Genomic DNA, 26,901 nt, shown 5'->3' with positions numbered 1-26,901 from the left:
CGTTGCTTGCCCTCTTGGGGGACCTTGTCCCCCGGCCGGGCGGGCCTCCCCCTGCTTTTGCCCGACTGGGCTCGTGACTCCGGTTTTCACCGACAACGGCGTTTCGACCCCGACCAGATGGTACATCCCTGTACCAACTGGCCTGGCGGGGCATCCATGCCCCGGCCGGGTCGGCCGTTGCGGTGAATCCCGGCTCGCCCAGATGGGCATTGGGTGGCCAGCTGCGCTGGGTGAAATCGGTGTGAATGGATGCTCTGTTGTAGTGTGGGCATTTATGCCCACAAAAAATCGCGCCCGGCCCGATCTATTCCTGTATGCGGGTTACTTCATGGCTGATTTCTGCCAGGAACCAGTCGCGGAAGCGTTGGAAGGTGTCGTCGTTGCTTTTGCTGTTCAGGTGGGTCATGAAGTGACGTTTTTCTTTCAGTTCGACCCGTTCCTGTACGGGTACGACCAGTTCGCCGGTGGCGATGAGTGGTGCCACGAGGTGGTGCCAGCCGAGGCCGACGCCCTGGTGGTTGAGTACCATACGCATCAGGGTGTTGTAATCGTTGGCATTAAAGATATGCGGGTTATGGACCTTGTCCTGGCTGCTGATATCAAAAAATGAAAACCACACCTGCCAGTCGAGATGTTCTGCAACCTGGGCGCGGCCATACGGGCTGAGATTCAGGCGGGTGGTGTGGAACAGCCTTTCAATATTGTTGGCGATGTCCGGATGTTCTTCCAGATAACGGGGAGTGCAGACCGGATATACCAGATCGTGGAATAACGGCACTGAGTGATAACCGTCACGTGGGTCGGCGGATTTGTAGATAAATACATCCGGATACGTGCCGGGTTCGAGCTGCAGGAAGTTTTCGGTGGATATCAGGTTGATATCAATATCCGGGTTTTGCTCAAAAAAGCCGGGCAGGCGATGGGTCAGCCAGAAGGACGAAAACGCCGGGGTGCAGCAAATGGTCAGCAGACGTTTTTTGCTGCCGATATTCTGGATACGTTCAGCCGACTGGGCGATGTTCACAAACGACAGATAGGCGGCATCATAAAAAATACTGCCGGCTTCGGTCAGTTCGACGGTGCGTCCTTCGCGTTTGAACAGGGCCACGCCGAGGTGGGTTTCCAGTTCGCGGATCTGACGGCTGATCGCCGCCTGGGTGACACACAGGGCTTCGGCAGCGCGGGTGAAGTTCTGGTATTTGGCGGCCACCGTGAACGCCTTGATGGCGCGCAGTGACGGCATTTTCAGGAATATCTTGTCGGGTTCCACGTGTCGTGCCATGACGAGTGCTCCGGTACTGCGAAAAAGCCTGATATTAACGGTTATTGTCTGGTTGGCATGCAAAATGTTCACCAGAGGCGTGGCCGTTACCGGAGTCGGGGTTAACGAAAAGGTGTGGAGTCCGGATTACTGCAGTGAAGCAGATAATCCGGTTCGGGGTGCAGAACGTTTATTGAGCGAGGTTATCGCTGTCGCGCCATTGCCAACGCAGGTAGCTGGGCGACACGTCAAAATAGGTTTTGAAACTGCGGCTGAAATGGGTGGTACAGGCAAAACCGGTGGCGACTGAAATCTCGCTCATGGTGTAACGGGTCTTGAGTACCAGCTGACGTGCGCGTTCGAGGCGCAGGCCCAGATAATATTTGGCCGGGCTGATGTCGAGGTAACGATTGAACAGGCGTTCGATCTGACGGCGCGACATGCCGGTGTAGGCGCTGATCTCGGCCAGACCCAGCACTTCCTCGATGTTGTTTTCCATCAGGGTGATCACTTCGATCAGGCTGTCCGGCAGTTTTTCGAGTTTGTGCGCCAGTGGCAGGGTGCCGGGCTGGTCGAGGTTGGCCAGCAGGATTTCGTTTACCTGACGCTTGAGCTGACGGCTGTGCATACCTTCGAGGGTATCCAGCATGGCGTGAATCGCCGAGTCCGGGCTGGCGCAGGTGAATACCCGGTCGTGAATCAGATAGGTGCGTGCCGACAGGCTGACGCCCGGAAAACGCTCCTTGAACAGGCCACGGCTGTCGGGGTGAATGGTGCACTCCAGGCCTTGCAGCAAACCGGCATCGGCGAGGAAGTAGGAGCCATTCCAGAGGCCTCCAATACGCACGGAATTGGCATGGCACTTCTTGATCAGGCTGGTCAGGGCGGCGTTGCTTTTTAACTGGGCACGCAGGCCACCGCAGATAATCAGCAGGCCGATGTTGTTGAGGTCGAGACGGGCGAGGGTGGTATCCACCGCCACGTCGACGCCAAGATCACTGCGGACCTTACCTGCGTGCAGGCTGCAGGTCTCGACATCAAAAATAGCACTTGAGCGCAGCAGGTTGGCCGTGACGAGTACGTCGGCGGCGCCAGTGAACGACAGCATCGAAAAATTTTCCAGCAGCACAAACACGGCCTTCTGACGCAATTGCAGAGGGGCCGAAGGCTGGCTGCCTGGCACAGGAAAACAGATGGATTCAGGGCTGAGAGACTGGACAGGAGGACGGGTCATCATGGGGGCTTACCTGCTTCTCAAGGGTTAACGCGGGAGTGGAAAAAGTGGCTGGTAGGGGGCGACCAGCCAGCCACCAGTCCTTAGTTGATGTAGCCAAACATGCGTGGCAGATACAGGGCCAGAGGCGCCCAGTAGGTCGTTACCAGCATCACCGGCAAGGCTGCGAACACCATGAAAAACATGGATGGACCAATTACCTTGGTGATACCAACCTGGCCAATACGGCACGACATAAACAGAATTGGAGCCATTGGTGGGCTGTTACAGCCGATCACCACGCTGGTGCCAACGATGGCGGCAAAATGCACCGGGTCAACACCGATATTCACCATCACCGGCAGCAGCAGTGGGCTGATAATCGCCACGATACTGACGTCATCCATGATCATGCCGAGCAGGATCAGGAAGATGTTGACGATCAGCAGAATCACAAACTTGTTGTGGAACATTTCCAGCAGCATGTCGGTGAGTTCTTGCGGTACACGTTCCAGGGTGAAGATTCGGCTGGCCACAAACGAGAACAGCAGGATGATCATGATCACACCGGTGGTGGCAGCGGCTTCCAGCATGGCGCGGCAAATCTTCTTCAGGTCCAGCTCACGGTACACAAACAGACCAACCGGGATGGCATACACCACCGCAATTGCCGCGGCTTCCGTTGGGGTAAACACACCACCGTAGATACCACCCAGAATGATCAGTGGCAGCATCAGGGCCGGCAGGGCTTTCCAGCTGTTGGTGCGGATATCGGCCATACGCTGGCTGAAGCTCAGATGTTCTTCAACGTCGTCACGGTGATGACGCATTTTCAGCCAGTTAAGGAAACACAGCATGATGATCAGCAGGATGCCTGGGCCAATGGTGGCGAGGAAACAGGCAGCAACCGACTGACGAGTCACCACGGCGTACAGAATCATGGTGATACTTGGTGGAATCAGCAGACCCAGCAGGGAGGAAATTCCCAACAGGGCGCTGGTGTATTCTCGTGGGTAACCATGGCGCTCCATTGGGCCAATCATCACAGTGCCGATGGAGGCAACCGCTGCAGAAGCCGTACCGGAAATCGCACCAAACACACCACAGGCCACCACCATGGAAGCACCCATGCCGGATTTGGAACGGCCAACAATGGATTCAACCACCGCCACCAGACGCGCTGCCATACCGCCCGACTGCATCAGATAACCTGTCATTACGAATAATGGCAGGGCCAGCAAAATCAGGGAGTTGACGGACCAGAAACCGGTGGTCATCAACGAGGAAATATCAACGTCATATATCAATGACAGAATCAGTGTCATTGCAGCAAACGAGAATACAACGGGTACACCGATCATCATCAGTAATACCACCGCTGCAATAGCTAATAAAGCTCCCATAACCAGACCTTCAGTATAGAGTTATTAATGGTTGTGGAATTCACGCAGCAGGTCTGAAAAGTCCTGCAGGGTGTCGCGAATCAGATAAAAAACGAGTAACAGACTGCCAACAAAAAGGCTGCCCTGGGAGTAATACAGCGGAATATGCAGCACGGTAGTGCTCTGGCCCTTGGCCAGACCCCAACTCAGCAGACTGTGGGCCCAGGTAACAAAAAATACGGCCATGACCAGTGATATCACAGTTGCCAGCAGGCGGAATCCGATAATGACTTTCTGGTTTTTCGATAATACCGCTACAAAGTCTGCCGACAGGTGTGAGCGTTCCCGCGATGCGAGGGTGGCACCCAGCATATACAGCCAAACCGCTGACAACAGGATCAGCTCTTCAACACCGAATACCGGTTTTTCCAGCACGGCGCGGCTGAATACACCCCAGCTGACCATAACGGCGATGGCAAGGCTGGCAAAAATAACAAACGGGCGAACCAGGAAATTGATGATTCGGTCCAGTATGGATATGAAAGACATAAGAACTGACATGTCTTTGGCTCCTGTTTTTGAATTTGATGATATCCGGCCGTAGCCGGATATCCCTGAAGCCGGCAGCAGGGCTGCCTGGCAATTATTCCGGATTGGAGGCGTTGGCGCGCAGCTTGTCCATCAGGCCCTTGCCCAGCATCTTTTCAGCTTCTGGCCATACCTGTTCACGGACGCGTTTTACCCAGGCCTGCATTTCCGCAGGAGTTGGCTCGATGTACTGGATACCAGCGGCCTTGGCAGCGGCGATCCATTTCTCGTCTTCAGCACGGGCATCACCAAACTTCTTCTCGATGACCTGTTCAGCCGCCTTGCTGATGATGTCCTGGTCTTCCTTGTCGAGCTTCTCCCAGGTGTCGCCGCTCATCAGCAGGGCGTAGGAAGAGAAGTTGTGCTTGCTGTGAACGTAGTACTGGATCTGGTCGCGGAAGTATTCGTAGTCGTAGTAGATAACGTTACTGGAATCACCATCCACCACACCGGTCTGGATCGCGGTATACACTTCAGACCAGTCAACCGGAGTGGCCTGGAAGCCCATCGCGGTCATGGTTTGTGGCAGTGGGAATACTGGCTGGGAACGAACGTTGATACCCTGGGCCGCTTCGAAGTTGGTGGCGTATTTGCCTTTGGTGGCAATACCGCCGAAACCTTCCGGATATGGACCGAAATAGTGCAGGTGCATATCGTCATATACTTCAGCCAGAATATTCTTCAGCCAGCCGTTATCCGAGTAGGCTTTCAGGGCATCTTCCCAGCCGAGGGTCAGGTAAGGGATATAGTTAACGGCCAGACGTTCGTCATAAGAAGTCTGTGGCCAGGTCAGCATCATATCGATATTACCGCGTACCAGCTGGTCAAACATTTCCTGCTGACCACCCAGTTCGCCCTGGTAGAAAATATTGATATCGATGCGACCGTTGGAATTCTTTTTCACCAGCTCTGCCAGCATTTGTACCGACTGACCGGAAGCGGATGTGCGGTCACCGGATTCCAGTGCCAGAGTGATCTTGTGCTTGTCAGTGCTCGCCAATACCTGACCGGAAAGGCCCATGCCGGTAATGGTAATCAGTGCCAGGAGTGCTGCCTTGCCGGTATATTTGTTTGAAACAATGCTCATGTAATCACCTGTTCGTTGTTGGTTTTGCTGGATTGCTACAGACTGGTTTTCTGTTCAATTCAACATCAGGTCGTCCTGATTTCGTTTTTATTATCCGATTCAGATGCTCCGGCTGGCGGCTCCCCGAGTATACGTTTGCAGGGCAATACACATCCAATAACATATGGTGGTTTCTGTTGATAACCACAGGTTATGGTTGTTGCATTCTTGCTACCATCGTATTGGGTATAAACCCATTCGCGCGGAATGGCCAATACATATGGCGTAATACTCTGCTGTCGATAACGGGTTTCCGGGCCGGATCATCCACCTTACAACTCGATTCCGGCTTGCCATTCCTTGAATCGCATGACCGCATTGGCGCCAATTGACAGGAATGGCTCAGGCATTAACCGGGTCGGTGCTGCCTGCTGCTGGAATTTCTCAAGGTCGACCGAACGACTGCCGGTGGCCAGTCGTGCGGCCATGATGCCGGCCAGAGTACCTTTGACGGTGCCGAGGCCGTTCTGGCAACAGGCTGACCATACCCGTTGCTCCAGTTCTCCGAATGCGTGTACCGAGTTCATGCTCAGGCACAGGCGTCCGCCCCACAGATGCTCCATTTCCACACCCTTGAGCATGGGGAAACGGTTATCGAACGAGATTTGCTGCAGCTTGCGGGCGCGTGCCATGTTGGCCGGGCCGGCTTCCAGACTCTGGTTGAGGCTGGCGTGGTTGCGGATCACGATGCGGTGACCACAGCCCATAAAGTCAGAGACCTTGCGAACGGTGGTGCCGAGCGGATCAGCAGGCAGCACACCCCAGTCATCGGTGCCACCGAGACGACGGATTTCATCGTTGGTGAGCTTGCGAGTCATGGAGGCGTAGGTGAATACGTGCAGCAGACGGGACGGGAAGTATCCAAACGACTGGATATGACCGTTCACGGCCAGAATCAGGTTACGGGCGCGCACCTTGCCCTTGCGGGTTTGCAGTACGTGCGGATTACCAGGGGTAATGGCGACCACCGGTGAGTTTTCGAAGATTTTTACGCCAAGACTGGCCAGGCCATCGGCGGCCTGACGGATAAACGCCGCTGGCTGGATCATCACAGTGCCAGGCATGAACAGACCGGTGTGGTAAAACGCCGAACCGGTGTAGTCACGCATGTCGTCTGCACTCATCAGGGTGCCGGGTTCACCGATACGCTGCAGGTGCTTGAGGTAATCCATCACGTGTTTGCGACCATGCTCGGTGGCGGCAGCGGTAACACGACCAGTGCGTGCCACGGTGCCTTTGGCAAAGCCGAACTCGTCAGCCATGGAGCAGGCGTATTCAATCGCCAGACGATTCAGATGGATCTGATCGGCGTTCTGGTCGCCGGAGCCGGTATAGCTTTTGGCGTTCAGTTCGTGCGGCAGGTCGATCATAAAACCGCTGTTGCGGCCGGATGGACCATCGGCCAGACCACAGGCTTCGATGATGCCAATGGACTCGCCATTCACCAGCTTGTGTAATTCGCGGGCAGCGGCCATACCGGCAAAACCACCACCAATAATGGCCCAATCGAGGTCGATGTCGCCTTCCTGCTGAGCGTAGCTCGGGCGGGAGGGCAGAATGCTGTTCCAGGCAGCGGGACCTGGGTCCCGGGGCAGACGGCGTGCCTGAATGGTCTTGTTATTCATCGTGTTAGCCCTGCTTGAACGACGCCAGCTCTGGACCGGTGTCGTTCGTTCAACCGTTGGAAAAGAACCGTTGGAAAAGAACCCTGCAAGCGCACCGTTGATCAGACGCGCCGATCAGAACGGTGCGGGGTAAACCCGGATCAGGCTGGCTGATTAAGGTCGACCCAGATGGTCTTGAGTTCGGTGTACTGGTCGTGGGCGTGGATCGACTTGTCGCGACCACCAAAACCGGATTGTTTGTAACCACCGAATGGCGTGGTCACATCCCCTTCGCCGAAGCAGTTCACGGTCACGGTACCGGCGCGGATGGCGCGGGCAGCGATCAGGGACTTGCGAGCGTTGGAGGTGAACACGGAAGCGGCCAGACCGTATTCGGTATCGTTGGCCACCTTGATGGCTTCTTCGAAGCTGTCGACGGTGATCACCGACAGGATCGGGCCAAAGATTTCTTCACGGGCAATGGTGTCTTCATTGCTGACGCCATCAACGATGGTTGGCTGGATGAAGATTCCGTCGATGGTCTTGCCACCGGTCAGCACCTGGTAACCTTTCTCGGCGGCGAGGTCGAGGTAGCTGGCAACCTTGGCGAAGTGACCCTTGTCGATCATGGCGCCCAGAGCGTTCTGCGGGTCGAGTGGATCACCGACAGTCCAGTCCTTGGCGTAGTGGCACACACGTTCCAGCAGCTGTTGCTTGATGCCGGATTGCACAATCAGACGGGAACCGGCGGAGCAGTTTTCGCCCATGTTCCAGAACGCGGCGGCACATACCTGTTGGGCAACACGTTCGATGTCTTCGGCGTCATCCAGCACGATGCACGGGTTCTTGCCACCCAGTTCCAGTACCACTTTCTTGAGGTTGGATTCAGCGGAGTAATTCAGGAAACGACGGCCAGTGGCGGTAGAACCGGTGAAGGTCACCATGTCGATATCCATGTGGCGGCCGATTGGCTCGCCTACCTGGGAACCGCTACCGGTGACCATGTTCAGAACACCGGCTGGCAGACCGGCTTCCGCGGCCAGTTCGGCAATGCGCAGGGCGGTCAGCGTGGTTTGAGCGGCAGGTTTCAGCACCATGCTGCAACCGGCGGCCAGACATGGGGAGATTTTCCAGGCCAGCATCAGCAGCGGGAAGTTCCACGGCAGCACCGCACCCACCACACCAATAGGCTCACGCACGATCATGGCCATGGCACCTTCACCAACCGGTGCGGTCTGGTCATAAATCTTGTCGATGGTTTCCGCGTGCCAGGACAGGGTGTGGATAAATTCCGGGATGTCGATGTTTTCACAGTCGGCAATTGGCTTGCCGGAATCCAGGCTTTCCATCACTGCCAGTTCGTGACGGTTGGCTTCAATCAGCTGGCACAGCTTCAGCAGCACTTCCTTGCGTTTTTCCGGATGCAGCTTGCTCCAGCGGCCATCTTCGAACGCGTCACGAGCAGCAACAACGGCACGATCCACATCTTCCGGACCACAAGCGGCGATATTGGCCAGCACTTCACCGGTAGCCGGGTTGGTGGTGGCGAAGGTTTTGCCACTGGCCGCGGCACAGAATTCGCCGTTGATAAACGCCAGCTCCGGCAGACGGATTTTGGCTGCCAGGGTTTTGTAGTCATCCAGGGTTAACAGTTCAGACATGATGTCGTCTCCAGTTAGCGGTGCTGTGGTTTAAACAGACGGGGCGGCCAGAATCTGGTCGATGTTGGCTTGCAGCTGGCTGATTACGGCCGCTACCTGCTCCTTGTCGGACTCGCTCAGGCCTTGCAGTGGGCGACGTACGTTCACCACCGGGCCACCGTTCAGCTCAACGCCGTATTTCACGCTCTGGATGAACTTGCCACCCTGCTCCAGAACCTGCATCAGCGGCATCATGGCGGCCATGATGCGACGGGCCTTGTTGAAGTCGTTGGCTTTTACACAGGCTTCGTAGAGAGCAACGTGCTGACGTGGCAGGAAGTTGGAACCGGCACATACCCAGCTCTGCGCGCCCCAGGCGAAGAATTCCAGCGCCTGATCGTCCATACCGCAGGCAACTTCCAGCTCTGGATAAGAGTTCACCAGCATGTGCAGGCGGTTGATGTCGCCAGAACTTTCCTTGATGCCCTTGAAGTTGGAAGAGTGGCTGAACACGCGGTCGAAGAAACCGGTTTCCATGTTCACACCCATACGGGCCGGGTAGTTGTACAGCATGATTGGCAGGTCAGCGGCCTTGTCGATGGTCAGGGCGGTGTCAGCCAGTTCCTGCTGGGTTGGCAGGGAATATGGCGGGGTGCCAACCAGCAGCGCAGTAGCACCGTGCTGCGCACCGGCTTCGGCCAGACGTACAGACGCATTCGGATCGAGGGAGCCGGTACCAAAAATGATCTGCATATCCGCACCCACAACCGAGCGGGCAACCTTCAGCAGTTCAACGCGTTCTTCGTGAGATTCCACATAATATTCACCGGTGGTGCCGCCGATCATCAGGCCATGTACACCGGATTCCTGCAGATATCCAACGTGTTTTGAATATGCGTCGAAATCGATTTTCTCGTCGCTGCCAAATGGGGTAATTACCGGGGTATATATGCCGTTGAAGAACATGTCGCCATCACTCTTATTGGGGGGAGTTAATCGGGTTTGGATATCGGGTTTTGTTGCTTTTCATAGTAGTGATTTGGAAATTTCCGAAACAAACAATTTTTTGTCGGCGCTTTCCCCAACCTGAGGTTATGGATGTTTTTCAGGTGTTCTTGATGGCTCTGTTAGTTATTTGATTTATAAGGATTTTGTTGGCTGGTGTCGGGCTGGTGTGGTGACAACGGTAACAGCGGATTTATGAAATCCGGCGAGTGTTACCAAACAGGACAATTGCGGCCAGAGCGGTAACACTTATACCGGAAATACTGTTACTTGCGTATTTCGTCAGGCGGCAAAAGGCGCTCGGGTGAGTAACGTTCTGGTGCCTGTAAAAGCCGGTTTATATATCGGATATCGGTGGTGGTGCACCTGCGCCAGCCCTGTTTGCCATCACAATTGTGGCGTGGTTCGCTGAACGGAAGTACGTCTGTCAATATATAAAGCAGCGTTTATCGGGACGAATGGAAAGAATTGGCAGGCGCTATTGTCGCAAAAAGATATATCGATGGGGTAAATATGCGACTGCCTGGCAAGTGAGGCTGGTAAGTCAGGTAAAGCGCATGGCGGAGGGGGAATCTGGCCGCCGATAACGGCAGGGGGCGGCTGTGCTGCTGCGCAAATCCCCCTGGCGGGGCGGGTGATGATCCGGCTGCAAAGCGGGTAACGCGCTGCGTTACCCACATTCTGAGCAAATAGTCTGGCTCTGAATGTGGGTATTCTGGTTACAGTCTGGTCACAGCAAGGTTACAGAAGCGGTTGTAACCAGCGTGCTACTGCCAGTAACCGGTCGTCGGCTCGTGCCCGACCAATCAGCTGGATACCCAGCGGCAGACCCGCTTCATCAGTCTGGCCGGGCAGGGTAATCACCGGCAGCCCCATGGCTTGCCATGGACGGCTCATGTGTGGAGCGCCGGTCTTGTCATGACCCAGTGGTGCAACACCCGGTGCGGCCGGTGCCAGAATGGCATCGGCTTCGGCACAGGTTTGCCACAACCAGTCGCGGTTGGCATCAGCAGCTTCTAATGACTGCAGGTATTCCTCGCGTGGCATGGTGAGGCCGGTTTCCATCAGGGCTTGCAGTGGCGCGCTCAGCAGATCGGTATAGCGGGATTCGCGGGCGAGGTTGCGGCACACTTCCCACGCCATGATCTGGCTATGATGTGTGACCAGTTGCTGGATGCGGTGCTGGTCATCCAGTGTTACCACTTCTATATCCTGTTGACGCAGGATCTCACACACCCGTTCGATGGCCGCTGCCATGGCGGGATCGGTTTCACCCACCTGATCACCACGACACACCACAATACGACGCGGCTTGATGCTGGTGAGCTCACTCACGGGCGAGCGCAGCAGCACTGCACGCATGAGTTGCAGGTCTGATACCTGGCGCGCAAACAGGCCAAGCGAATCCAGCGATTGCGCCAATGGCTGACCACCACGCAGGGAATATTCGCCCCGACTGCCCACATAACCAAGGGTGCCGCAGTAGGCGGCTGGACGAATCACCGATGCGGCGGTTTGTGAACCCAGCGCCATCGGCACCATACCGTCGGCTACCGCCGCTGCAGAACCACTGGAAGAACCACCCGGCGTGCGGTTGAGATCCGCCGGATTACGGGTTTTGCCCGGTTTGAAATAGGCAAATTCAGTGGTCACGGTTTTGCCAAGTACAATGGCGCCAGCGCGTTTCAGCAATTCCACACAGGTGGCGTCTTCTGCGGGCATACGGCCCTTGTGAATCGGCGACCCCATTTCCGTCGGCATACTGGCGGTATCAATAATGTCCTTGATGGCGACAGGCAGACCTTTTAACAGGCTGGCTTCGTAAAAACCGCGCTGTTGCTGGTACTGCGCCAGGTACTCCTCACGACTGAGGCGGAATTGCCACGCACCGACATCCGCTTCACGGGCATCGATACGATCAAAATACTGGTTGATCAGCGCCAGTGCGGTGGTCTCACCGTTATTAATGGCAGCCAGTGCGCTGGTGAGATCAGGCAAGGAAGAGGCAGTCGGAGTGGACATGGGTAACGGATCCGGCAGTGAAATACAGGCTTCCGGTATACCTCTGTGCTCAAATCAATTCAATTGAAAAATCAATTAAATGTCGGATTGGGCAAATCGATAAATTCAATACCTGTGCGGCTTGCAGCGGGGTAGGCGGCAGAATTTCCCGGATGGGTTGCAAGGCTTTGAACCCCTGCCAATGGGCAAATTGTCCGCTTCCGACAGTTTCCAGCGGTGCCGGTCAAGGGCTGCGCTTTCAGTTTCTCGCGCGTCGTTTCCAGTTACTTTCCGAATGCAGCAACTCCATAGACTGGTTCCATACACACTTGAGTGAGATCAGGATCATGAGTTATCACGCCCCCGAAATGCCAATCCAGGTTGACGATGAAACCGGCGTCTGGACTACCGATGCACTGCCAATGCTGTACGTGCCGCGTCATTTCTTTGTGAACAACCATATGGGCATCGAGAAGGAACTGGGCGCTGACAAATACGCCGAGATCCTGTACCGCGCCGGTTACAAGTCTGCGTACTACTGGTGTGAGAAAGAAGCCGAGTGTCACGGTCTGAAAGGCGAGGCCGTTTTCGAGCACTACATGAAGCGTCTGTCCCAGCGTGGTTGGGGCCTGTTCATCACTGAATCCCTCGATCTGGAAGCCGGTACTGCCCGCGTACGTCTGGAAAACTCCGCGTTTGTGTACCAGTACGGCAAGGTAAACCGCAAGGTTGATTACATGTTCACTGGCTGGTTTGCCGGTGCCATGGACCAGATCGCCAAGTCCCTCGGTTATGAGGTTCGTACCCTCGCCGAACAGGTACAGAGCGGTTCTGAAGAAGGTTGTGAGGTCGGCATTTTCGAAGTGCGTCCTGTAACCGAAGCCAGCCAGCAGCTGTGGGAATTCCTGCAACCGGGCTGATAGCCGGTTGAATTCCAGAACCTGATTAAACCCTGATTGCCAACCTCCGACGGGCCCCTTGCCGGGCCCTCGTCCTGAGCCTGCAGGTAGAGCCATGTCCCAGTTTGATATCCTGTTTCAGCCACTGAACATCAATAAGCTGACCATTCGTAACCGTATCGTCAGTACCGCCCACGCTGAGGTGTATGCCACCGACGGTGGTATGACCACCGAGCGTTACGTTCAGTACTACGAAGAAAAAGCCAAAGGTGGCTGTGGTCTGTGTATTTGTGGTGGTTCGTCGGTTGTTGCCATCGACAGCCCACAAAGCTGGTGGAGTTCGGTCAACCTGTCCACTGACCGCATCATTCCGCACTTCCAGAACCTGGCCAATGCTGTGCACAAGCACGGCGGCAAGATCATGATCCAGATTACCCACATGGGTCGTCGTTCCCGTTGGGACGGTGAAAACTGGCCAAACCTGATGTCGCCATCCGGCATCCGTGAACCGGTACACCGTGCTACCTGTAAAACCATCGAGGAAGAAGAAATCTGGCGTGTGATTGGCGATTTCGCCAAGGCCGCTGTTCGTGCCAAAGAAGGTGGTCTGGACGGTGTTGAACTGTCTGCTGTGCACCAGCACATGATCGACCAGTTCTGGTCTCCACGTGTTAACAAACGTACCGACGCCTGGGGCGGCACCTTCGAAAAACGCATGCGTTTTGGTCTGGAAGTGCTGAAGGCCGTTCGTGCTGCTGTTGGTCCTGACTTCGTAGTGGGTATGCGTATCACCGGTGACGAATTCCACCCGGATGGTCTGAACCACGACGATATGAAACAGATCGCCAAGTTCTACAACGACACCGGTATGGTGGACTACTTTGGCGTGGTTGGCTCCGGTTGTGACACTCACAACACCCTGGCCAACGTTATTCCGAACATGAGTTACCCACCAGAGCCGTTCCTGCATCTGGCGGCTGGTATCAAGGAAGTGGTTACCGTGCCGGTCATCCACGCCCAGAACATCAAGGACCCTAACCAGGCCAAACGTATTCTGGAAGAAGGTTACGTGGATTTCGTGGGTATGACCCGCGCCCACATCGCCGACCCGCATCTGATCGCCAAGATCAAGATGAACCAGGTTGACCAGATTCGTCAGTGTGTGGGTGCCAACTACTGTATCGACCGTCAGTACATGGGTCTGGACGTTCTGTGTATCCAGAACGCCGCGACTTCCCGTGAATACATGGGTCTGCCACACATCATCGAAAAAACCTCCGGTGTGATCCGCAACGTGGTGGTGATTGGTGGTGGTCCAGGTGGTATGGAAGCCGCTCGTGTTGCTGCTGAACGTGGCCACAAGGTGACTCTGGTTGAAAAAGCTGACGAGCTGGGTGGTCAGATCACCATCGCTGCCAAGGCGCCACAACGCGACCAGATGGCCGGTATTACCCGCTGGCTGGCAATGGAACTGACTCGTCTGGGCGTTGATGTACGTCTGGGCACCAGTGCCAATGCTGCCATGATCCGTGATCTGAAGCCGGATGTTTGTATCCTGGCTACCGGTGGTACTCCATTCCTGGAGCAGAACCCTGAGTGGGGCGCCAAGGAAGGTCTGGTTGTGTCTACCTGGGATATCCTCAACGGCACGGTTGAACCGGGCAAGAGCGTCCTGATTTTCGACAGTATCTGTGAATTCTCCGGTATGTCTGCCGCTGACTACCTGGCCTCCAAAGGCTCTCTGGTAGAACTGGTGACGGAAGACATCAAGCCGGGTGTGGGTATCGGTGGTACTACCTTCCCGACCTACTACCGCAGCCTGTACCAGAAAGAAGTGATCATGACTTCCGACCTGGCGCTGCATAAGGTTTACCGCGAAGGCGACAAACTGGTAGCGGTTCTGGAAAACGAATACACCGGTCAGCAGGAAGAACGTGTGGTTGACCAGATCGTGGTGGAAAACGGCATTCGTCCAAACGAAGCGCTGTACTACGAACTGAAAGCGGAATCCCGCAACAAGGGTCAGATTGATAACGAAACCCTGTTCGATATCAAACCGCAACCTGTGCTGAGCGAAGACACCAAAGATGGCAAGGGCATGATCCTGTGGCGTCTGGGTGACTGTGTGTCCCAACGTAACACCCATGCTGCTATCTACGACGCTCTGCGTCTGTGTATGCACCTGTAATCCGTCTGCGGGGGGAGAGTCATGCTGAATGCCGCGCTGCCCTGGCTGTTAGCCGGGTTCCTGATTGTACTGGGAGCTGGCGCAGTGCGCCGGATCTCCCTCTGGCGAGCAGGTCGACCAGCACCGGTCGACCTGATTGCCGGTCTGATGGCCATGCCGCGCCGTTACCTGGTTGACCTCCACCATGTGGTTGACCGTGACAAGGCGATGTCCAATACCCACGTTGCCACCGCTGGTGGTTTCGTGGCCTCGATGGCGCTGATCCTGCTGGTGCATGGTTTTGGCGTTGATAACGTCTGGCTGGCGCGTGCCTTGCTGCTCACCACGGTGGTGATGTTTGCTGGTGCCGTTCTGGTATTCCGTCGTCGTCTGAATCCACCGTCACGCCTGTCAAAAGGCCCGTGGATGCGTCTGCCAAAGAGCCTGCTGGTCTTTGCTGCCACCTTCTTTATCGTCACCCTGCCTGCTGCCGGTATTCTGCCGGACGGTTTTGGCTCCGGTATCCTGGCGTTTGTACTGCTGGCGGGCATTGTTGCCGGTCTTGGTGAAATGCTGCTGGGTATGGGCTGGGCGGGTCCGATGAAACACGCGTTCGCCGGTGCCCTGCATCTGGCTTTCCACCGTCGCCCTGAGCGTTTTGGTGGCGGCCGTTCTACCGGTCTGAAATTGCTGGATCTGGATACTGCCGGGGATAAAACCCTGGGTGTGGCCAAACCGGCTGACTTCACCTGGAACCAGCTGCTGGGCTTTGATGCCTGTGTGCAGTGTGGTCGCTGTGAAGCCATGTGTCCGGCGTTTGCGGCTGGTCAGCCGCTGAACCCGAAAAAACTGATTCAGGATATGGTGGTGGGTCTGGCTGGTGGCACTGATGCCAACTACGCCGGTTCTCCATACCCTGGCAAGGAAGTAGGCAAGGCCAAAGGTTCCGCCATTGAGGTGATTACCGAAGGTCTGGTCAGTCAGGAAACCCTGTGGGCCTGTACGACCTGCCGCGCTTGTGTGGAAGAGTGTCCGATGATGATCGAACACGTGGATGCCATCGTTGATATGCGTCGTTTCCTGACGCTGGAAAAAGGCACCACGCCAGGCAAGGGCTCCGAAACCCTGCAAAACCTGATCGCCACCGACAACCCGCACGGTAATGATCCAGCCAGCCGCACCTACTGGGCTGCTGACCAGAACCTGCCGGTGATGGCCGATGTAAAAGAAGCCGACGTGCTGTTCTGGGTATCTGACGGTGCCTTCGACATGCGTAGCCAGCGCATCCTGCGCGCCTTCGTGAAAATCATGAAGACTGCCAAGGTCAACTTCGCAGTACTGGGTGATGAAGAGCGTGACTGTGGTGACCTCGCCCGTCGTCTGGGTGATGACGCCACCTTCCAGAGCCTGGCTCGTCGCAACATCGAAGTCCTGAAGAAATACCGTTTCAAACGCATTGTGACCACTGACCCGCATGCGTTCCACGTACTGAAAAACGAATACCCGGATCTGGGTGGCTCGTATGAAGTACTGCACCACACCCGTTTTATCAACGAGCTGGTGGAGCAGGGACGTCTGCAACTGAACGCCCGTACCGGTGGCACCGTGACCTATCACGATCCATGTTACCTGGGCCGTTACAACGGTGAATACGATGCGCCACGTGCCGTGCTGAACGCCATGGGCATCCAGCTGGCCGAAATGGAACGCTCCGGTTTCCGCTCCCGCTGCTGCGGTGGTGGTGGTGGTGCGCCAATCACCGACATTCCGGGTGAACGCCGTATCGCTGACATGCGTATGGACGACATTCGTGCCACTGGCGCGGAAGTGGTCGCCGTGGGTTGCCAGCAATGTACCGCGATGCTCGAAGGTGTTGTTGAACCACGTCCGGAAGTTCAGGACATCGCTGAAATGGTTGCTGCCCAACTGGTCGACGTGGCAGAACCGGCTACTGCACGGGAGGTGGCGTGATGAGCTCCATTATCCGTAAAGACCCTCGCAAGAACTGGATTCTGCGTAACCGCCTGCACCCTCTGCACCAGCAAATGCTGGTCGCCGAGGGCGCTGGCAACAACGCTGTTGTGCGTGGCCCGAGCGGCCTGATTCGCAAGAATCCGCACAATATCGGCTTTATTGGCCCGAACGGTATCAAACGCATCGACCGTCTGGGTGGCAGTGGCACTGTAGTGGCCGCTGGCCAGCGCGGTGAAGCGGTGGATACCCGTCTGCCACTGGTGCAGATCAGCAATCCGGAATCCTGGATTGTGGTGGTGCCAGACCTCGCCGGTGGTCGTCTGACCAGCCATGACCGCGACGTACTGGGTCAGGCTCGTCAGCTGGCGGCTGCCAACCCGGCCTGTGCCGTGGTGGCGCTGGTGTTTGGTGATCTCAGCGAAAACCTTGCTGACGATTCCAACGGCCTGGCGCTGGCGGGTGTTGACCGTCTGCTGCATTTCAGCGGTGACGACTGGAACGGTTACTGCCCAGAGCAGGAACTGGCGGCCATGCTGGCGGTGCACCGTCAGCTGTTGCCACAACACTGGTTGTTCCCGGATACCCATCTCAGTGGTAACGACCGCGCCCTGCGTCTGGCGACCCGTCTCGAAGAACGTCCGGCCATGCATGCCTGGCAGATTCGTGATGGCCGCGTGACCTGCCGTGCTGGTAGTGAACGTAACGATGTGACCCGCAGCCTGCCGAAAGTGGTGGCGCTGCTGGCCGAATGTGCCATGCCGGTGGATGACAGCCGTCATGAAGTACTGCCAATGGCGCTGCCGGAACTGCCGGGTGTACTGGCCCGTATCCAGGATGCCGGTGCCGTTGCGGTAGACCCGAACCAGATCGCCATGGCCGAAGCCGGATTTATCCTGTCGGCAGGTAATGGTATCCACGACTGGGAGCAATTCCACGAAGCGGCGCGTGTCCTCGGTGCTACCGAAGGTGCCAGCCGTGTGGCGGTGGACGATGGCTTTATGCCACGTTTCCGTCAGGTGGGTGCGACCGGTACCTGGGTAACGGCTCGTGTGTACGTAGCGGTGGGTATCTCCGGTGCGGTACAGCACCTGCAAGGTATTGGTGCCTGTGAGAAGGTGATTGCCATTAACACCGACGCCGGTTGTGACATGGTCAAACGCGCGGATCTCAGTGTTATTGGCGACAGCCAGGAAATTCTGGCGGCCCTGATTGAGCAGGTAAAAGCCCTGCGCCAGCCAGCTGCGAGTGAAGGAGGACGTCACCATGTCGCTTGATAAATCCCTCAAGGTTCGTGTGCTGGTGTCCGTTGGCCAGCACCCGAAATCCGGCCGTGAACGCCGTGCTGATCAGGACTCCCGCGCCCTTGAACTGGCGCTGGGAATGCCCGGTTTCAGCGTTGGTCTGCTGCATGCCGGTAGTGAATCACCGGCCCTGCGTGAATACCTGGGTATGGGTGTCAAAGCCATTGATGTGCTGAAACAACCGTCCAGTGCTGACGTGGTTCCGGCACTGGTTCAGGCCCTGCGTAACGACAGCCCGGATCTGGTGTTGTGTGGTACTCGCGCCGAAACCGGCGAAGCATCCGGCATGACTCCTTACCGGGTCGCCAATGCGCTGGGCTGGCCGCTGGTGCCTGCCGTGGTGTCGATCAGTCGTGGTTCTGATGGCACCTACGAAGTGCTGCAGGCGTTACCGCGTGGTCAACGCCGTTTGCTGAAAGTGCGTACCCCGTTTGTTGCCACCGTTGACCCGGCGGCGGCAGAGGCTCGTCAGAGTGCGTTTGGTCCGGCCCAGCGTGGTCAGCTGCAAGCGGTAGCCGTTGCTTCGGTAGCGGATCCGGCGGCCAACGATCTCGAATTCAGCCCGGCTCGCAAACGTCCAAAACGTATTGCGGCTGCTCGCAAGGCCACAACGGCTGCCGAGCGTTTCAAAGCGGCAACTGTTAAGTCGGCGTCCAAGGGGGGCCAGGTGCTGGTGAAGGAAACCGCCGCCGAAAAAGCCTCGGCCATTCTGAACCTGCTGGTCGCCGAAGGTGTGATTGCTGTCGATTCTCCGTCCTGATTCAAAACCCTGCCTATGGCTCTGCACCCTGTCAGAGCCCTGCCGCCAGACGACGGGAAGTCGGCGGCAGGCTTTTTAACAGGGTGACAACATTGTCAACGCACTGCGCGTTTTTCGGTCTGCTCGTGTCGCTCCCAGCTAATTTCGTTAACCACTTCACTAATAGACTGCAAGTCTGGAAAGTCTTGAGAAGGATCAAGGTTCGTACAGAAATGTTGTCGCCGGACCGCAATTCCATCCCCGGATTGTTTACGACTCCCCGCGTCTTCCAGTGCTGTTGTGGCTGGTAGACAGAGGCAGATGGCTTCCCCATCCGTTTGCCTCACCCTATTCCTGTTATGACGAGGTCTAGAGCAATGCGATTCCTGTCCCTGTTGGCGTTGTGCTCATTTCTGATTGTGTCCCCACGAATTGCCTTTGCTGATGGGCAATCTTGTAAAACGGTACGTCTCGGTTATGTTGACTGGACTGATGTTCGAGTTACCACGGCTGTTGCTGAACAGTTGCTGACCAAGCTGGGTTATCAGGTGAATGTGTCTGAATACACCGTTGATACGATTTACCAGCAACTGGCGGATAACAAGCTGGATGCGTTCCTGGGTACCTGGATGCCATCCAACTCCGGTGCTGTTGGCCCTTATCTGGAGAAAGGTTCGGTCAAATTTATCAAGACCAACCTCGAAGGTGCCCGCTACACCCTCGCCGTACCGGATTATGTTTACCAGCAAGGCATTCGCAGTGTGGCCGACATTGCTGCTCATGCCGACCGTTTTGAAAGCCGTATCTACGGCTTGGAAAAAGGCAACGACGGTAACGCGCTGGTGCAGAAAATGATTACCCGTAACGACTTCGGCCTGAAAAACTTCAAGCTGATCGAAACCTCTGAACGCCTGATGCTGGCGCAGGTAAAAGGTCGTGTGAAACGCGGTGAGTGGATCGCCTTCCTGGCGTGGGAACCACACCCGATGAACACCACCTTCAAGATTGAATACCTGGCCGGTGCTGACGATTATTTCGGTCCGAACTATGGCCGTGCTGTGGTGAACACCACTACCCGTGAAAAGCTGATGGATGACTGCCCGAACCTCGGTCAGTTCCTGTCCAACCTGACCTTCACCGTCGATATGGAGCAAAGCATCATGGACCAGGTGCTGAACGGTTTTATTCCGGTTGAACGTGCGGTGAGCATGTGGCTGGAGAAAAATCCGATGCAGGTGAATCAGTGGCTGGCGGGTGTGAGTGATCTGGCGGGTAAGCCTGCGGATCATCTGCATCTGACCAGTAGTGTGGCGGATTCCAGTCGATAAGACTGGTGACGCTGCTGTTATACCGTTCCCATGCTACCTGCATGGGAACGGTATGTGGTTTATCCTGAGCGTCTGGCCGGGCCATGGTCAGATCTGGCGTCTTTCTTATTCCACGCTGCCTGAGGCAGTGAAAGTATTTTTCGAGCAATAACCAGCAAATGGTTCATTTTGCGCTGGTCGATAATATTGATCAGGGCACTGCAATAAAAATACAAAATCCGTGCTTTCAGGTACTCGCAGAGCTTCAGAAACACTGAAGGGGACATCTATATCCGGTGTCCCTGGGCTTCTGGATGTTTAACGTCTCACATAGCTGCGTTAGGGACTCTGCGCTGCCCGACTTGAAAGGACTCGGCCGGACAGGTTTGTCATTTCGCTGCGTTCTCCGCCTTGCTCACACGCGCTGCAGCACTCGCAGAGCTGTGCAGAGTGTCCTTAGAGTCTTTCCGTCTTCAGTGGAAAGTATTCGAGATCAGGATTTCACCAAATACATTCAACGCCTCGGGAGCGGGCACCGGGTTATTCAGAGCGTTCTTGGTGATTCACCCGGCGGATACCTCCGCCAGTCCAACCTATTGACCATTTCGATACATCAAATCAAAACAAGTGATTTTTTTGATGCTTTAGCTCGGTGATACCTTGTTTTCCATGATGAGCGGAACCGGCAACCAGCCTTGCCACCGCCAATAGCACATCCGGCCTGCCGGATCGTTGCGGATAACAAGAATAACAGGAGCGCAGTTTTCATGAGCCAATCCACAGGCAAAGTCTATCCAAAAACCCATGCTGGCCGTGTGGCCCTGATTACTGGTGCTGCCGGTGCTCTGGGTTCCCATTTTGCCCGCCGTCTGGCCGAAGCCGGTTGTGATCTGGCGCTGACCGACATCCGTATCCCCGAAGAAACCATCGAATCCCTGACCCACACCGGTGTGCGTGTTTACGCCGACGCCGTTGATCTGGCCGATGCCAATGCGGTGCGCCGTTTTGCGGAAGGTGTGCTGAACCACTTCGGTCACTGCGACATTCTGGTGAACAACGCCGCTTATATGCCGCTGGTGCCGTTCGCTGAACTGACCCTCGAAGAATTCCGCCGTTTTGAAGCCATCAACGTTGAGTCCGCTCTGGTGCTGGCACAGACCCTGAGCCCGGTGATGAAAGAGCGTGGTTACGGTCGCATCGTGCAGATTGGCTCTTCTACCACTGGCGACCCACGTCCGGGCTTTGCGGCCTACATCACCACCAAGATGGCCGGTATTGGCCTGGTGCGCGCGCTGGCCGCCGAATTTGGCAACAGCGGTATCACCGTTAACGCTATCCACCCAGGCCTGACCGCCACCGAAAGCTCCCGCAAGCACCTGCCACAGGCGCTGTTTGATGCGGTGAAAGACCTGCAGCTGATCAAACGTACCGAAGTGCCGGAAGACCTCGTGGGTGTGCTGGCATTCCTGACTTCCGAAGAAGCCGGCTTTATCACTGGCCAGGCGTTGAACGTCGATGGCGGTACCCAGTTCTGACCGAATTTATGCCTGATGCTCGATCGGGATAGGTGGTCCGGTTTTGGGAACCGGACCTTTCCCCGGTCTGCCCCGATCCAGAGGGCGACCGGGTTTTTTGAATTACCCAGCGCACGCGGCCCGTTCGAACCGCGGCTATCCAATAACAACAACGAGAATGCCTATGAAACTTGCCCTCTTTGGAGCCACTGGCCGTGTTGGCTCGCGCCTGCTGCGCGAAGCCGCCGCCCGTGGCCATCAGGTGACTGCCTTCAGTCGTCAGGCCGATCAACAGGCCGCCATTGCTGGTGTGCAATGGGTGACTGCCGATCTCGATAACAGTGAAGACCTGCTGCCGCTGCTGGCTGGCCACGACGCCATGCTGACCGCTGTGCACTTCACCGATGTTGGTGCCGAGCGTTTTGTCACTCTGGCGCGGGCAGCGTCCATTCCTCGTCTGTTGTGTACCGGTGGTGCTGGCACCCTGATGACGGCATCCGGTGTGCCACTGCTGGAAACCGAAGGTTTTCCCGCCCATGTGCGTCCGGAGGCCGAAGCTGGTCGTCGTTTCCTCAATGTTCTGAAAGGTGTGGCCGATCTCGAGTGGGTATTCCTGTCGCCATCCATGCTGATTTTGCCGGGCGAACGTACCGGCCAGTTCCGTCTGGGCCTTGAAGACCTGCTGGTGGGCGAAGACGGCCAGAGCCGTATTTCGATGGAAGATTTTGCCGTGGCCATGCTCGATGAGCTGGAACAGCCGCGTCACAGTCGCCAGCGTTTTACCGTCGGTTACTGAGCGAACAGGGAGGTGGTTATGGTGGCGAAGGCTCTCAATAACAAACGCAGTCTGCTGGTATGTGGTCTGCTGCTGGCCGCCGGTATCGCGGTGGCAACGGTGGCTGAGCCACCCAAAGCGGGTCTGGCCGAAGCCGACCAGCGTCCGGCGCTGGCCAGTGCACAAGGCCAGCACGCCGCCGTGCTGGATGTTGCGGCAGCAGGCAAACGTTTGGTAGCGGTTGGCGAGCGTGGTCTGATCATGCTGTCGGACGACCAGGGCCAGAGCTGGAAACAGGCTCAGGTGCCGGTCAGCGTCAGCCTGACGTCGGTGAGTTTTGTCGATGACCAGTTCGGCTGGGCTGCAGGTCACTACGGCATGGTGCTGGCAACCCGTGATGGCGGCCAACACTGGGAAGTCCAGCTCGATGGCAGCCGTGCCGCCAGGCTGGTACTGGATGATGTGCGTTCTCGCGCCGACGGTTCTTCCGACCAACGCCTGCTGCGCGCGGTGGGCAACGCCCAGCGTCTGGTTGAAGACGGCCCCGACAAACCTTTCCTCGATATTTATTTCAGTGATCGCCAGAACGGTCTGGTGGTAGGCGCATACGGCCTGATTTTCGCCACTACCGATGGTGGCATCAGCTGGAAGCCTTTGAACAGCCAGATTGATAACCCCGGTGAGCGTCACCTGTACAGCATTGCCAGCGCCGATCACCAGCTGTGGCTGGCCGGTGAAGAAGGTCTGCTGTTCCGTGCGGATCAGCAACAACCACTGCAGTTCGAACGCCTGTCCACTCCCTATGACGGTAGCTTTTTTACCGTCAGTGCGGCGGCCGGTCGGGTAGTGGTCGCGGGTCTGCGTGGTAACGCCTTTGAGTCCACCGATAACGGTACCAACTGGGAAACCCTGAGTGTGCCGTCTGAAGCCTCGATTATTGCCAGTGAAGTGGGCAGCCAGGGTGAATTGCTGCTGGTGAACCAGGCCGGTCAGTTGCTGAGTGCCAATGCCGGTCAGTACGACCTTCAGAACCTCGGTAATCAGCCGGTGATGGCACCTTCTTCAATGGTACGACTGGCCGATGGCGGCTTGCTGCTCGGTAGCCTGCAAGGGCTGTCTCGTATTAATTCGGCGGCTCTCAAGGGCGCTGCGACCGCTTCTGCTGCAGGACACTGATCATGCATACCTCGGATAATAACCTCGATCTTGCCCCGGTCAGCCTCGACCAGTTCGACCGCAACTCCGGCAACCTGCTGGAACGTCTGCTGTTTAACAACCGTCTGGCCATTATTGTCATCTGTGTGCTGGTGACCATTGGTCTGGGCTGGCAGGCCAGCCAGTTGCGCCTCAACGCCAACTACGAAAAAACCATTCCGACCAGCCATCCGTATATCGCCAACTTCCTCGAGCACCGCGATGAACTGCGTGGTCTGGGTAACGCTGTGCGTATTGCTGTCGAGAACCCGAAAGGCTCGCTGTACGACGCCACCTACATGGATACCCTGCGTCAGATCAGTGACGAGGTGTTCCTGCTGCCAGGTGTTGACCGTGCCGGTATGAAATCCCTGTGGACTCCAAACGTGCGCTGGATTGGCGTGACCGAAGAGGGTCTGGAAGGTGGTCCGGTGATTCCGGATGGTTACGACGGTTCCGCCGACAGTCTGGCCCAGCTCGAAGCCAACGTGGCGCGCTCTGGTGAAATCGGCCAGCTGGTGGCACTGGATGGCAAAGCCACCATTATCTACGTACCGCTGCTGTCGCAACTGCCGGATGGCACCACCCTCGATTACGAAGTGCTGTCCAAACAGCTGGAAGATATCCGCGCCAAGTACGAAGCCGCAGGCCAGGTGAGCATCCACGTTACCGGTTTTGCCAAGATCATGGGTGACCTGATCCACGGTCTGTACGAAGTGCTGACCTTCTTTGTGATCTCGATCCTGATCGTCACCACCATTGTTTACCTGTACACCCGCTGTGTGATCAGCACCAAGCTGGTGGTGACCAGCTCCCTGATTGCGGTGGTATGGCAACTCGGCCTGATTTCGGCACTGGGTTACAACCTCGACCCGTACTCCATGCTGGTGCCATTCCTGGTGTTTGCCATCGGTATGAGCCACGGCGCCCAGAAGATGAACGGCATCATGCAGGACATCGGTCGCGGCGCGCATAAATACGTGGCCGCCCGCTACACCTTCCGTCGTCTGTTTATGGCGGGTCTGACCGCGTTGCTGGCGGATGCCGTGGGCTTTGCGGTGCTGCTGGTGATTGATATCCGGGTGATCCAGGAGCTGGCGATTGCGGCGTCTCTGGGTGTGGGTGTACTGATTTTCACCAACCTGATTCTGCTGCCGATCCTGCTGTCGTACACCGGTGTCAGTGCCAAGGCCGCCAAACGCAGCCTGCGCAAGGAAAAGAGCGAAGCCCGCGCACCGCTGTGGAACTTCCTTGATCTGTTTACCCGTCGTGGCCCGGCCATGGTGGCCATTGGTCTGGCGGTGGTGATTGCTGGTGCCGGTTACATGGGCTCCAAACAGCTGAAGATTGGTGATCTCGATCCGGGCGCACCGGAACTGCGTCAGGACTCCGCCTATAACCGCGACGTCGCCTTTATGACCGAACACTTCGGTGCCTCCAGTGACGTGTTTGCCGTGATGGTGGAAACCGCTGGTAACGGTGGCTGCGCCAACTACGAAGCCCTGCGTCGAGTGGATGCGCTGGAATGGCAACTGCGCCAGCTGCCCGGTGTGGTCTCCACCAACTCGCTGGCCATGCTCAACCGTCAGGTACTGACCGGCCTTAACGAAGGCAATCCGAAGTGGTTTGAACTGATCAAGAACCAGTCGATGCTCAACTTCGTGACCGCTTCTGCGCCACGCGGTTTGTACAACGACGCCTGTGACCTGCTGACCCTGTATGTGTACCTGGCGGACCACAAGGCCGACACCCTGACTGCGGTGGTGAACAAGGTGGAAGAGTTTGCTGCCGCCAACAACACCGCTGACATCCAGTTCAAGCTGGCGGCGGGCAGTGCCGGTATCGAAGCCGCTACCAACATCGTGGTGAAAGACGCCTGGCGCGACATGCTGTTTATGGTGTACGGCGCGGTGGTTCTGCTGTGTTTCATCACCTTCCGCTCATGGCGTGCGGTGATTGTGGCGATCCTGCCACTGATGCTGACCTCGGTTCTGGCCGAAGCCCTGATGGTGATGCTGGGCATGGGTGTGAAAGTGGCAACCCTGCCGGTAATCGCCCTGGGTGTGGGTATCGGTGTCGACTACGCGCTCTACATCCTGTCCGTGACCCTGAGCCGGATGGAGCAAGGTGAAAGCCTCTCCGACGCTTACCAGCACGCACTGGCCTTCACCGGCAAGGTAGTACTGATGACTGGCCTGACGCTGGCCGCCGGTGTGTCTACCTGGGTGTTCTCCATCATCAAGTTCCAGGCCGATATGGGCGTGCTGCTGGCCTTTATGTTCCTGTGGAACATGGTCGGCGCCATGGTGCTGCTGCCTGCACTGGGTCACTTCCTGCTGCAGGGCAAGGTGCGCAAACCGGGCGCTGGCACCCCGCAGGTGGTGGTGAATAACCCTGCTGCCGCCGCTCCGGTTGTGGCCACTCGCAAAGCCGCCGCGGCCCAGTAAGGAGACAACCATGCCTCGTATCCCTTACCACGCCGACGTTGATATTGCCGGTACTGATCTGATCCAGAGCGTACGCCAGCGTCGTGGCGGCCGCCTGCTGCACATCGACCGCATGCTGATGCACAGCCTGCCGTTGATGCGTGGTTGGGGGGCTTTCCTAGGAGCCGTTCGTAACGAACTGGAACTGGCCCCGCGTTACCGCGAACTGGCGATTCTGGTGGTGTCGGCCCGTAACCAGACCGCGTACGAACTGCATCACCACCTCAAGCCGTTTATCAGCGCCGGTGGCAGTCATGCCCAGTTTGAAGCCCTGCAAAACCTCGAACAGGCAGTGATCAACGCCGACCTGTTCGACCCGATCGAACGTGCCGTGATGAATCTGGCGCTGGATATGACCAACAAGCCCACGGCCACCGACGACTGCGTCCAGGCAGCGCGTGCGGCACTCGGCAGCGACAGCCAGGCCGTCGAGCTGGTGGCCCTGATCGCCGCCTACAACATGGTCAGCCGGGTCGTGAACAGCCTGGGAATCGGGGTGGAAACCCAGACGGCTGAGGCCTGACGTCGGAAGTCTGAAGTCGGAAGTCGGAAGCATCTGGCTCCCACGCTCCTGCGTGGTAGCCGCAAGGCCTCGACATTCCCACGCGGGAGCGTGGGAACGAGATGAGAAATACAAACCTGGCTCCCACGCTCCTGCGTGGTAGCCGCAAGGCCCTGACATTCCCACGCGGGAGCGTGGGAACGAGATGAAAAAAGCGTCCGAC

At 56.9% G+C, this 26,901-nt stretch carries 20 protein-coding genes; 11 read left to right on the top strand and 9 right to left on the bottom strand.

Annotated elements, in window-relative coordinates:
* Window positions 1-304: 304 nt before the first annotated feature.
* From OUO13_RS19110 to OUO13_RS19070, 9 genes are all read right to left on the bottom strand, one after another.
* On the bottom strand, window positions 305-1,282 hold the full coding sequence (locus OUO13_RS19110; protein WP_283175506.1) for a LysR family transcriptional regulator: 978 nt from the start codon (window positions 1,280-1,282) through the stop codon (window positions 305-307).
* Window positions 1,283-1,451: 169 nt separating this feature from the next.
* Window positions 1,452-2,498, bottom strand: coding sequence for a GlxA family transcriptional regulator (locus tag OUO13_RS19105; RefSeq protein WP_283175505.1), 1,047 nt, complete (start codon window positions 2,496-2,498; stop codon window positions 1,452-1,454).
* A gap of 80 nt (window positions 2,499-2,578) precedes the next feature.
* The gene (locus OUO13_RS19100) at window positions 2,579-3,877 is read right to left on the bottom strand and encodes a TRAP transporter large permease (protein WP_283175504.1); all 1,299 of its coding nucleotides are present in this window, start codon (window positions 3,875-3,877) and stop codon (window positions 2,579-2,581) included.
* A 24-nt stretch (window positions 3,878-3,901) separates the two neighbouring features.
* Window positions 3,902-4,417, bottom strand: coding sequence for a TRAP transporter small permease (locus OUO13_RS19095; RefSeq protein ID WP_283175503.1), 516 nt, complete (start codon window positions 4,415-4,417; stop codon window positions 3,902-3,904).
* An 82-nt stretch (window positions 4,418-4,499) separates the two neighbouring features.
* A complete protein-coding gene (dctP, locus tag OUO13_RS19090; protein WP_283175502.1) occupies window positions 4,500-5,531 on the bottom strand; it encodes a TRAP transporter substrate-binding protein DctP in 1,032 nt (343 codons plus the stop codon).
* A 311-nt stretch (window positions 5,532-5,842) separates the two neighbouring features.
* Window positions 5,843-7,195, bottom strand: a complete 1,353-nt coding sequence (locus tag OUO13_RS19085; protein ID WP_283175501.1) for an NAD(P)/FAD-dependent oxidoreductase — start codon at window positions 7,193-7,195, stop codon at window positions 5,843-5,845.
* Window positions 7,196-7,335: 140 nt separating this feature from the next.
* The gene (locus OUO13_RS19080) at window positions 7,336-8,835 is read right to left on the bottom strand and encodes an aldehyde dehydrogenase (RefSeq protein WP_283175500.1); all 1,500 of its coding nucleotides are present in this window, start codon (window positions 8,833-8,835) and stop codon (window positions 7,336-7,338) included.
* 30 nt (window positions 8,836-8,865) lie between these two features.
* Entirely contained in the window at window positions 8,866-9,780 is a 915-nt protein-coding gene (locus OUO13_RS19075) for a dihydrodipicolinate synthase family protein (RefSeq protein ID WP_283175499.1), read from the bottom strand.
* Between the two features lie 780 nt (window positions 9,781-10,560).
* Window positions 10,561-11,841 carry an amidase gene (locus OUO13_RS19070; RefSeq protein WP_283175498.1) on the bottom strand — a complete coding sequence of 427 codons (1,281 nt, stop codon included), beginning with the start codon at window positions 11,839-11,841 and terminating at the stop codon, window positions 10,561-10,563.
* A 326-nt stretch (window positions 11,842-12,167) separates the two neighbouring features.
* Here OUO13_RS19070 and OUO13_RS19065 point away from each other — a divergent pair, with 326 nt between their 5' ends.
* The 11 genes from OUO13_RS19065 to OUO13_RS19015 all read left to right on the top strand — a co-directional run bounded on the left by OUO13_RS19065 (window position 12,168) and on the right by OUO13_RS19015 (window position 26,699).
* Window positions 12,168-12,740 carry a DUF5943 domain-containing protein gene (locus OUO13_RS19065; protein WP_283175497.1) on the top strand — a complete coding sequence of 191 codons (573 nt, stop codon included), beginning with the start codon at window positions 12,168-12,170 and terminating at the stop codon, window positions 12,738-12,740.
* A 94-nt stretch (window positions 12,741-12,834) separates the two neighbouring features.
* On the top strand, window positions 12,835-14,907 hold the full coding sequence (dgcA, locus tag OUO13_RS19060) for a dimethylglycine demethylation protein DgcA (RefSeq protein ID WP_283175496.1): 2,073 nt from the start codon (window positions 12,835-12,837) through the stop codon (window positions 14,905-14,907).
* 21 nt (window positions 14,908-14,928) lie between these two features.
* Window positions 14,929-16,857, top strand: a complete 1,929-nt coding sequence (locus tag OUO13_RS19055) for a (Fe-S)-binding protein (protein ID WP_283175495.1) — start codon at window positions 14,929-14,931, stop codon at window positions 16,855-16,857.
* A complete protein-coding gene (gene etfA / locus OUO13_RS19050; protein ID WP_283175494.1) occupies window positions 16,857-18,134 on the top strand; it encodes an electron transfer flavoprotein subunit alpha in 1,278 nt (425 codons plus the stop codon). The genes OUO13_RS19055 and etfA overlap by 1 nt, the downstream gene beginning before the upstream one ends.
* Window positions 18,124-18,921: an electron transfer flavoprotein subunit beta gene (locus OUO13_RS19045; protein WP_283175493.1), complete on the top strand. Its 798-nt coding sequence runs from the start codon at window positions 18,124-18,126 to the stop codon at window positions 18,919-18,921. Before etfA ends, OUO13_RS19045 begins: the two co-directional genes overlap by 11 nt.
* Window positions 18,922-19,277: 356 nt before the next feature.
* Window positions 19,278-20,228: a choline ABC transporter substrate-binding protein gene (gene choX, locus OUO13_RS19040; protein ID WP_283175492.1), complete on the top strand. Its 951-nt coding sequence runs from the start codon at window positions 19,278-19,280 to the stop codon at window positions 20,226-20,228.
* 746 nt (window positions 20,229-20,974) lie between these two features.
* Entirely contained in the window at window positions 20,975-21,742 is a 768-nt protein-coding gene (locus tag OUO13_RS19035) for an SDR family NAD(P)-dependent oxidoreductase (RefSeq protein ID WP_283175491.1), read from the top strand.
* Between the two features lie 163 nt (window positions 21,743-21,905).
* The gene (locus tag OUO13_RS19030) at window positions 21,906-22,517 is read left to right on the top strand and encodes an NAD(P)-dependent oxidoreductase (RefSeq protein WP_283175490.1); all 612 of its coding nucleotides are present in this window, start codon (window positions 21,906-21,908) and stop codon (window positions 22,515-22,517) included.
* A gap of 18 nt (window positions 22,518-22,535) precedes the next feature.
* Window positions 22,536-23,672, top strand: coding sequence for a WD40/YVTN/BNR-like repeat-containing protein (locus OUO13_RS19025; protein ID WP_283175489.1), 1,137 nt, complete (start codon window positions 22,536-22,538; stop codon window positions 23,670-23,672).
* Window positions 23,673-23,674: 2 nt separating this feature from the next.
* Entirely contained in the window at window positions 23,675-26,137 is a 2,463-nt protein-coding gene (locus tag OUO13_RS19020) for an efflux RND transporter permease subunit (RefSeq protein ID WP_283175488.1), read from the top strand.
* A gap of 10 nt (window positions 26,138-26,147) precedes the next feature.
* On the top strand, window positions 26,148-26,699 hold the full coding sequence (locus OUO13_RS19015) for a carboxymuconolactone decarboxylase family protein (RefSeq protein ID WP_283175487.1): 552 nt from the start codon (window positions 26,148-26,150) through the stop codon (window positions 26,697-26,699).
* The last annotated feature ends 202 nt before the right edge of the window (window positions 26,700-26,901 follow it).

The organism is Parathalassolituus penaei, assembly GCF_026626885.1.
GTDB classification, from domain to species: Bacteria; Pseudomonadota; Gammaproteobacteria; order Pseudomonadales; family Oceanobacteraceae; genus Oceanobacter; species Oceanobacter penaei.
This window is presented reverse-complemented; position numbering and strand designations above follow the sequence as displayed.

What these genes read in the sequence shown, in the direction of transcription:
- OUO13_RS19025 (WP_283175489.1), top strand. Translation starts at nt 22,536, where the DNA reads ATGGTGGCGAAGGCTCTCAATAACAAACGCAGTCTGCTGGTATGTGGT.
- dgcA (WP_283175496.1), top strand. Translation starts at nt 12,835, where the DNA reads ATGTCCCAGTTTGATATCCTGTTTCAGCCACTGAACATCAATAAGCTG.
- OUO13_RS19030 (WP_283175490.1), top strand. Translation starts at nt 21,906, where the DNA reads ATGAAACTTGCCCTCTTTGGAGCCACTGGCCGTGTTGGCTCGCGCCTG.
- OUO13_RS19065 (WP_283175497.1), top strand. Translation starts at nt 12,168, where the DNA reads ATGAGTTATCACGCCCCCGAAATGCCAATCCAGGTTGACGATGAAACC.
- OUO13_RS19100 (WP_283175504.1), bottom strand. Translation starts at nt 3,877, where the DNA reads ATGGGAGCTTTATTAGCTATTGCAGCGGTGGTATTACTGATGATGATC.
- OUO13_RS19110 (WP_283175506.1), bottom strand. Translation starts at nt 1,282, where the DNA reads ATGGCACGACACGTGGAACCCGACAAGATATTCCTGAAAATGCCGTCA.
- OUO13_RS19055 (WP_283175495.1), top strand. Translation starts at nt 14,929, where the DNA reads ATGCTGAATGCCGCGCTGCCCTGGCTGTTAGCCGGGTTCCTGATTGTA.
- OUO13_RS19020 (WP_283175488.1), top strand. Translation starts at nt 23,675, where the DNA reads ATGCATACCTCGGATAATAACCTCGATCTTGCCCCGGTCAGCCTCGAC.
- OUO13_RS19045 (WP_283175493.1), top strand. Translation starts at nt 18,124, where the DNA reads ATGTCGCTTGATAAATCCCTCAAGGTTCGTGTGCTGGTGTCCGTTGGC.
- OUO13_RS19015 (WP_283175487.1), top strand. Translation starts at nt 26,148, where the DNA reads ATGCCTCGTATCCCTTACCACGCCGACGTTGATATTGCCGGTACTGAT.
- etfA (WP_283175494.1), top strand. Translation starts at nt 16,857, where the DNA reads ATGAGCTCCATTATCCGTAAAGACCCTCGCAAGAACTGGATTCTGCGT.
- choX (WP_283175492.1), top strand. Translation starts at nt 19,278, where the DNA reads ATGCGATTCCTGTCCCTGTTGGCGTTGTGCTCATTTCTGATTGTGTCC.
- OUO13_RS19085 (WP_283175501.1), bottom strand. Translation starts at nt 7,195, where the DNA reads ATGAATAACAAGACCATTCAGGCACGCCGTCTGCCCCGGGACCCAGGT.
- OUO13_RS19035 (WP_283175491.1), top strand. Translation starts at nt 20,975, where the DNA reads ATGAGCCAATCCACAGGCAAAGTCTATCCAAAAACCCATGCTGGCCGT.
- OUO13_RS19075 (WP_283175499.1), bottom strand. Translation starts at nt 9,780, where the DNA reads ATGTTCTTCAACGGCATATATACCCCGGTAATTACCCCATTTGGCAGC.
- OUO13_RS19070 (WP_283175498.1), bottom strand. Translation starts at nt 11,841, where the DNA reads ATGTCCACTCCGACTGCCTCTTCCTTGCCTGATCTCACCAGCGCACTG.
- OUO13_RS19095 (WP_283175503.1), bottom strand. Translation starts at nt 4,417, where the DNA reads ATGTCAGTTCTTATGTCTTTCATATCCATACTGGACCGAATCATCAAT.
- OUO13_RS19105 (WP_283175505.1), bottom strand. Translation starts at nt 2,498, where the DNA reads ATGATGACCCGTCCTCCTGTCCAGTCTCTCAGCCCTGAATCCATCTGT.
- OUO13_RS19080 (WP_283175500.1), bottom strand. Translation starts at nt 8,835, where the DNA reads ATGTCTGAACTGTTAACCCTGGATGACTACAAAACCCTGGCAGCCAAA.
- dctP (WP_283175502.1), bottom strand. Translation starts at nt 5,531, where the DNA reads ATGAGCATTGTTTCAAACAAATATACCGGCAAGGCAGCACTCCTGGCA.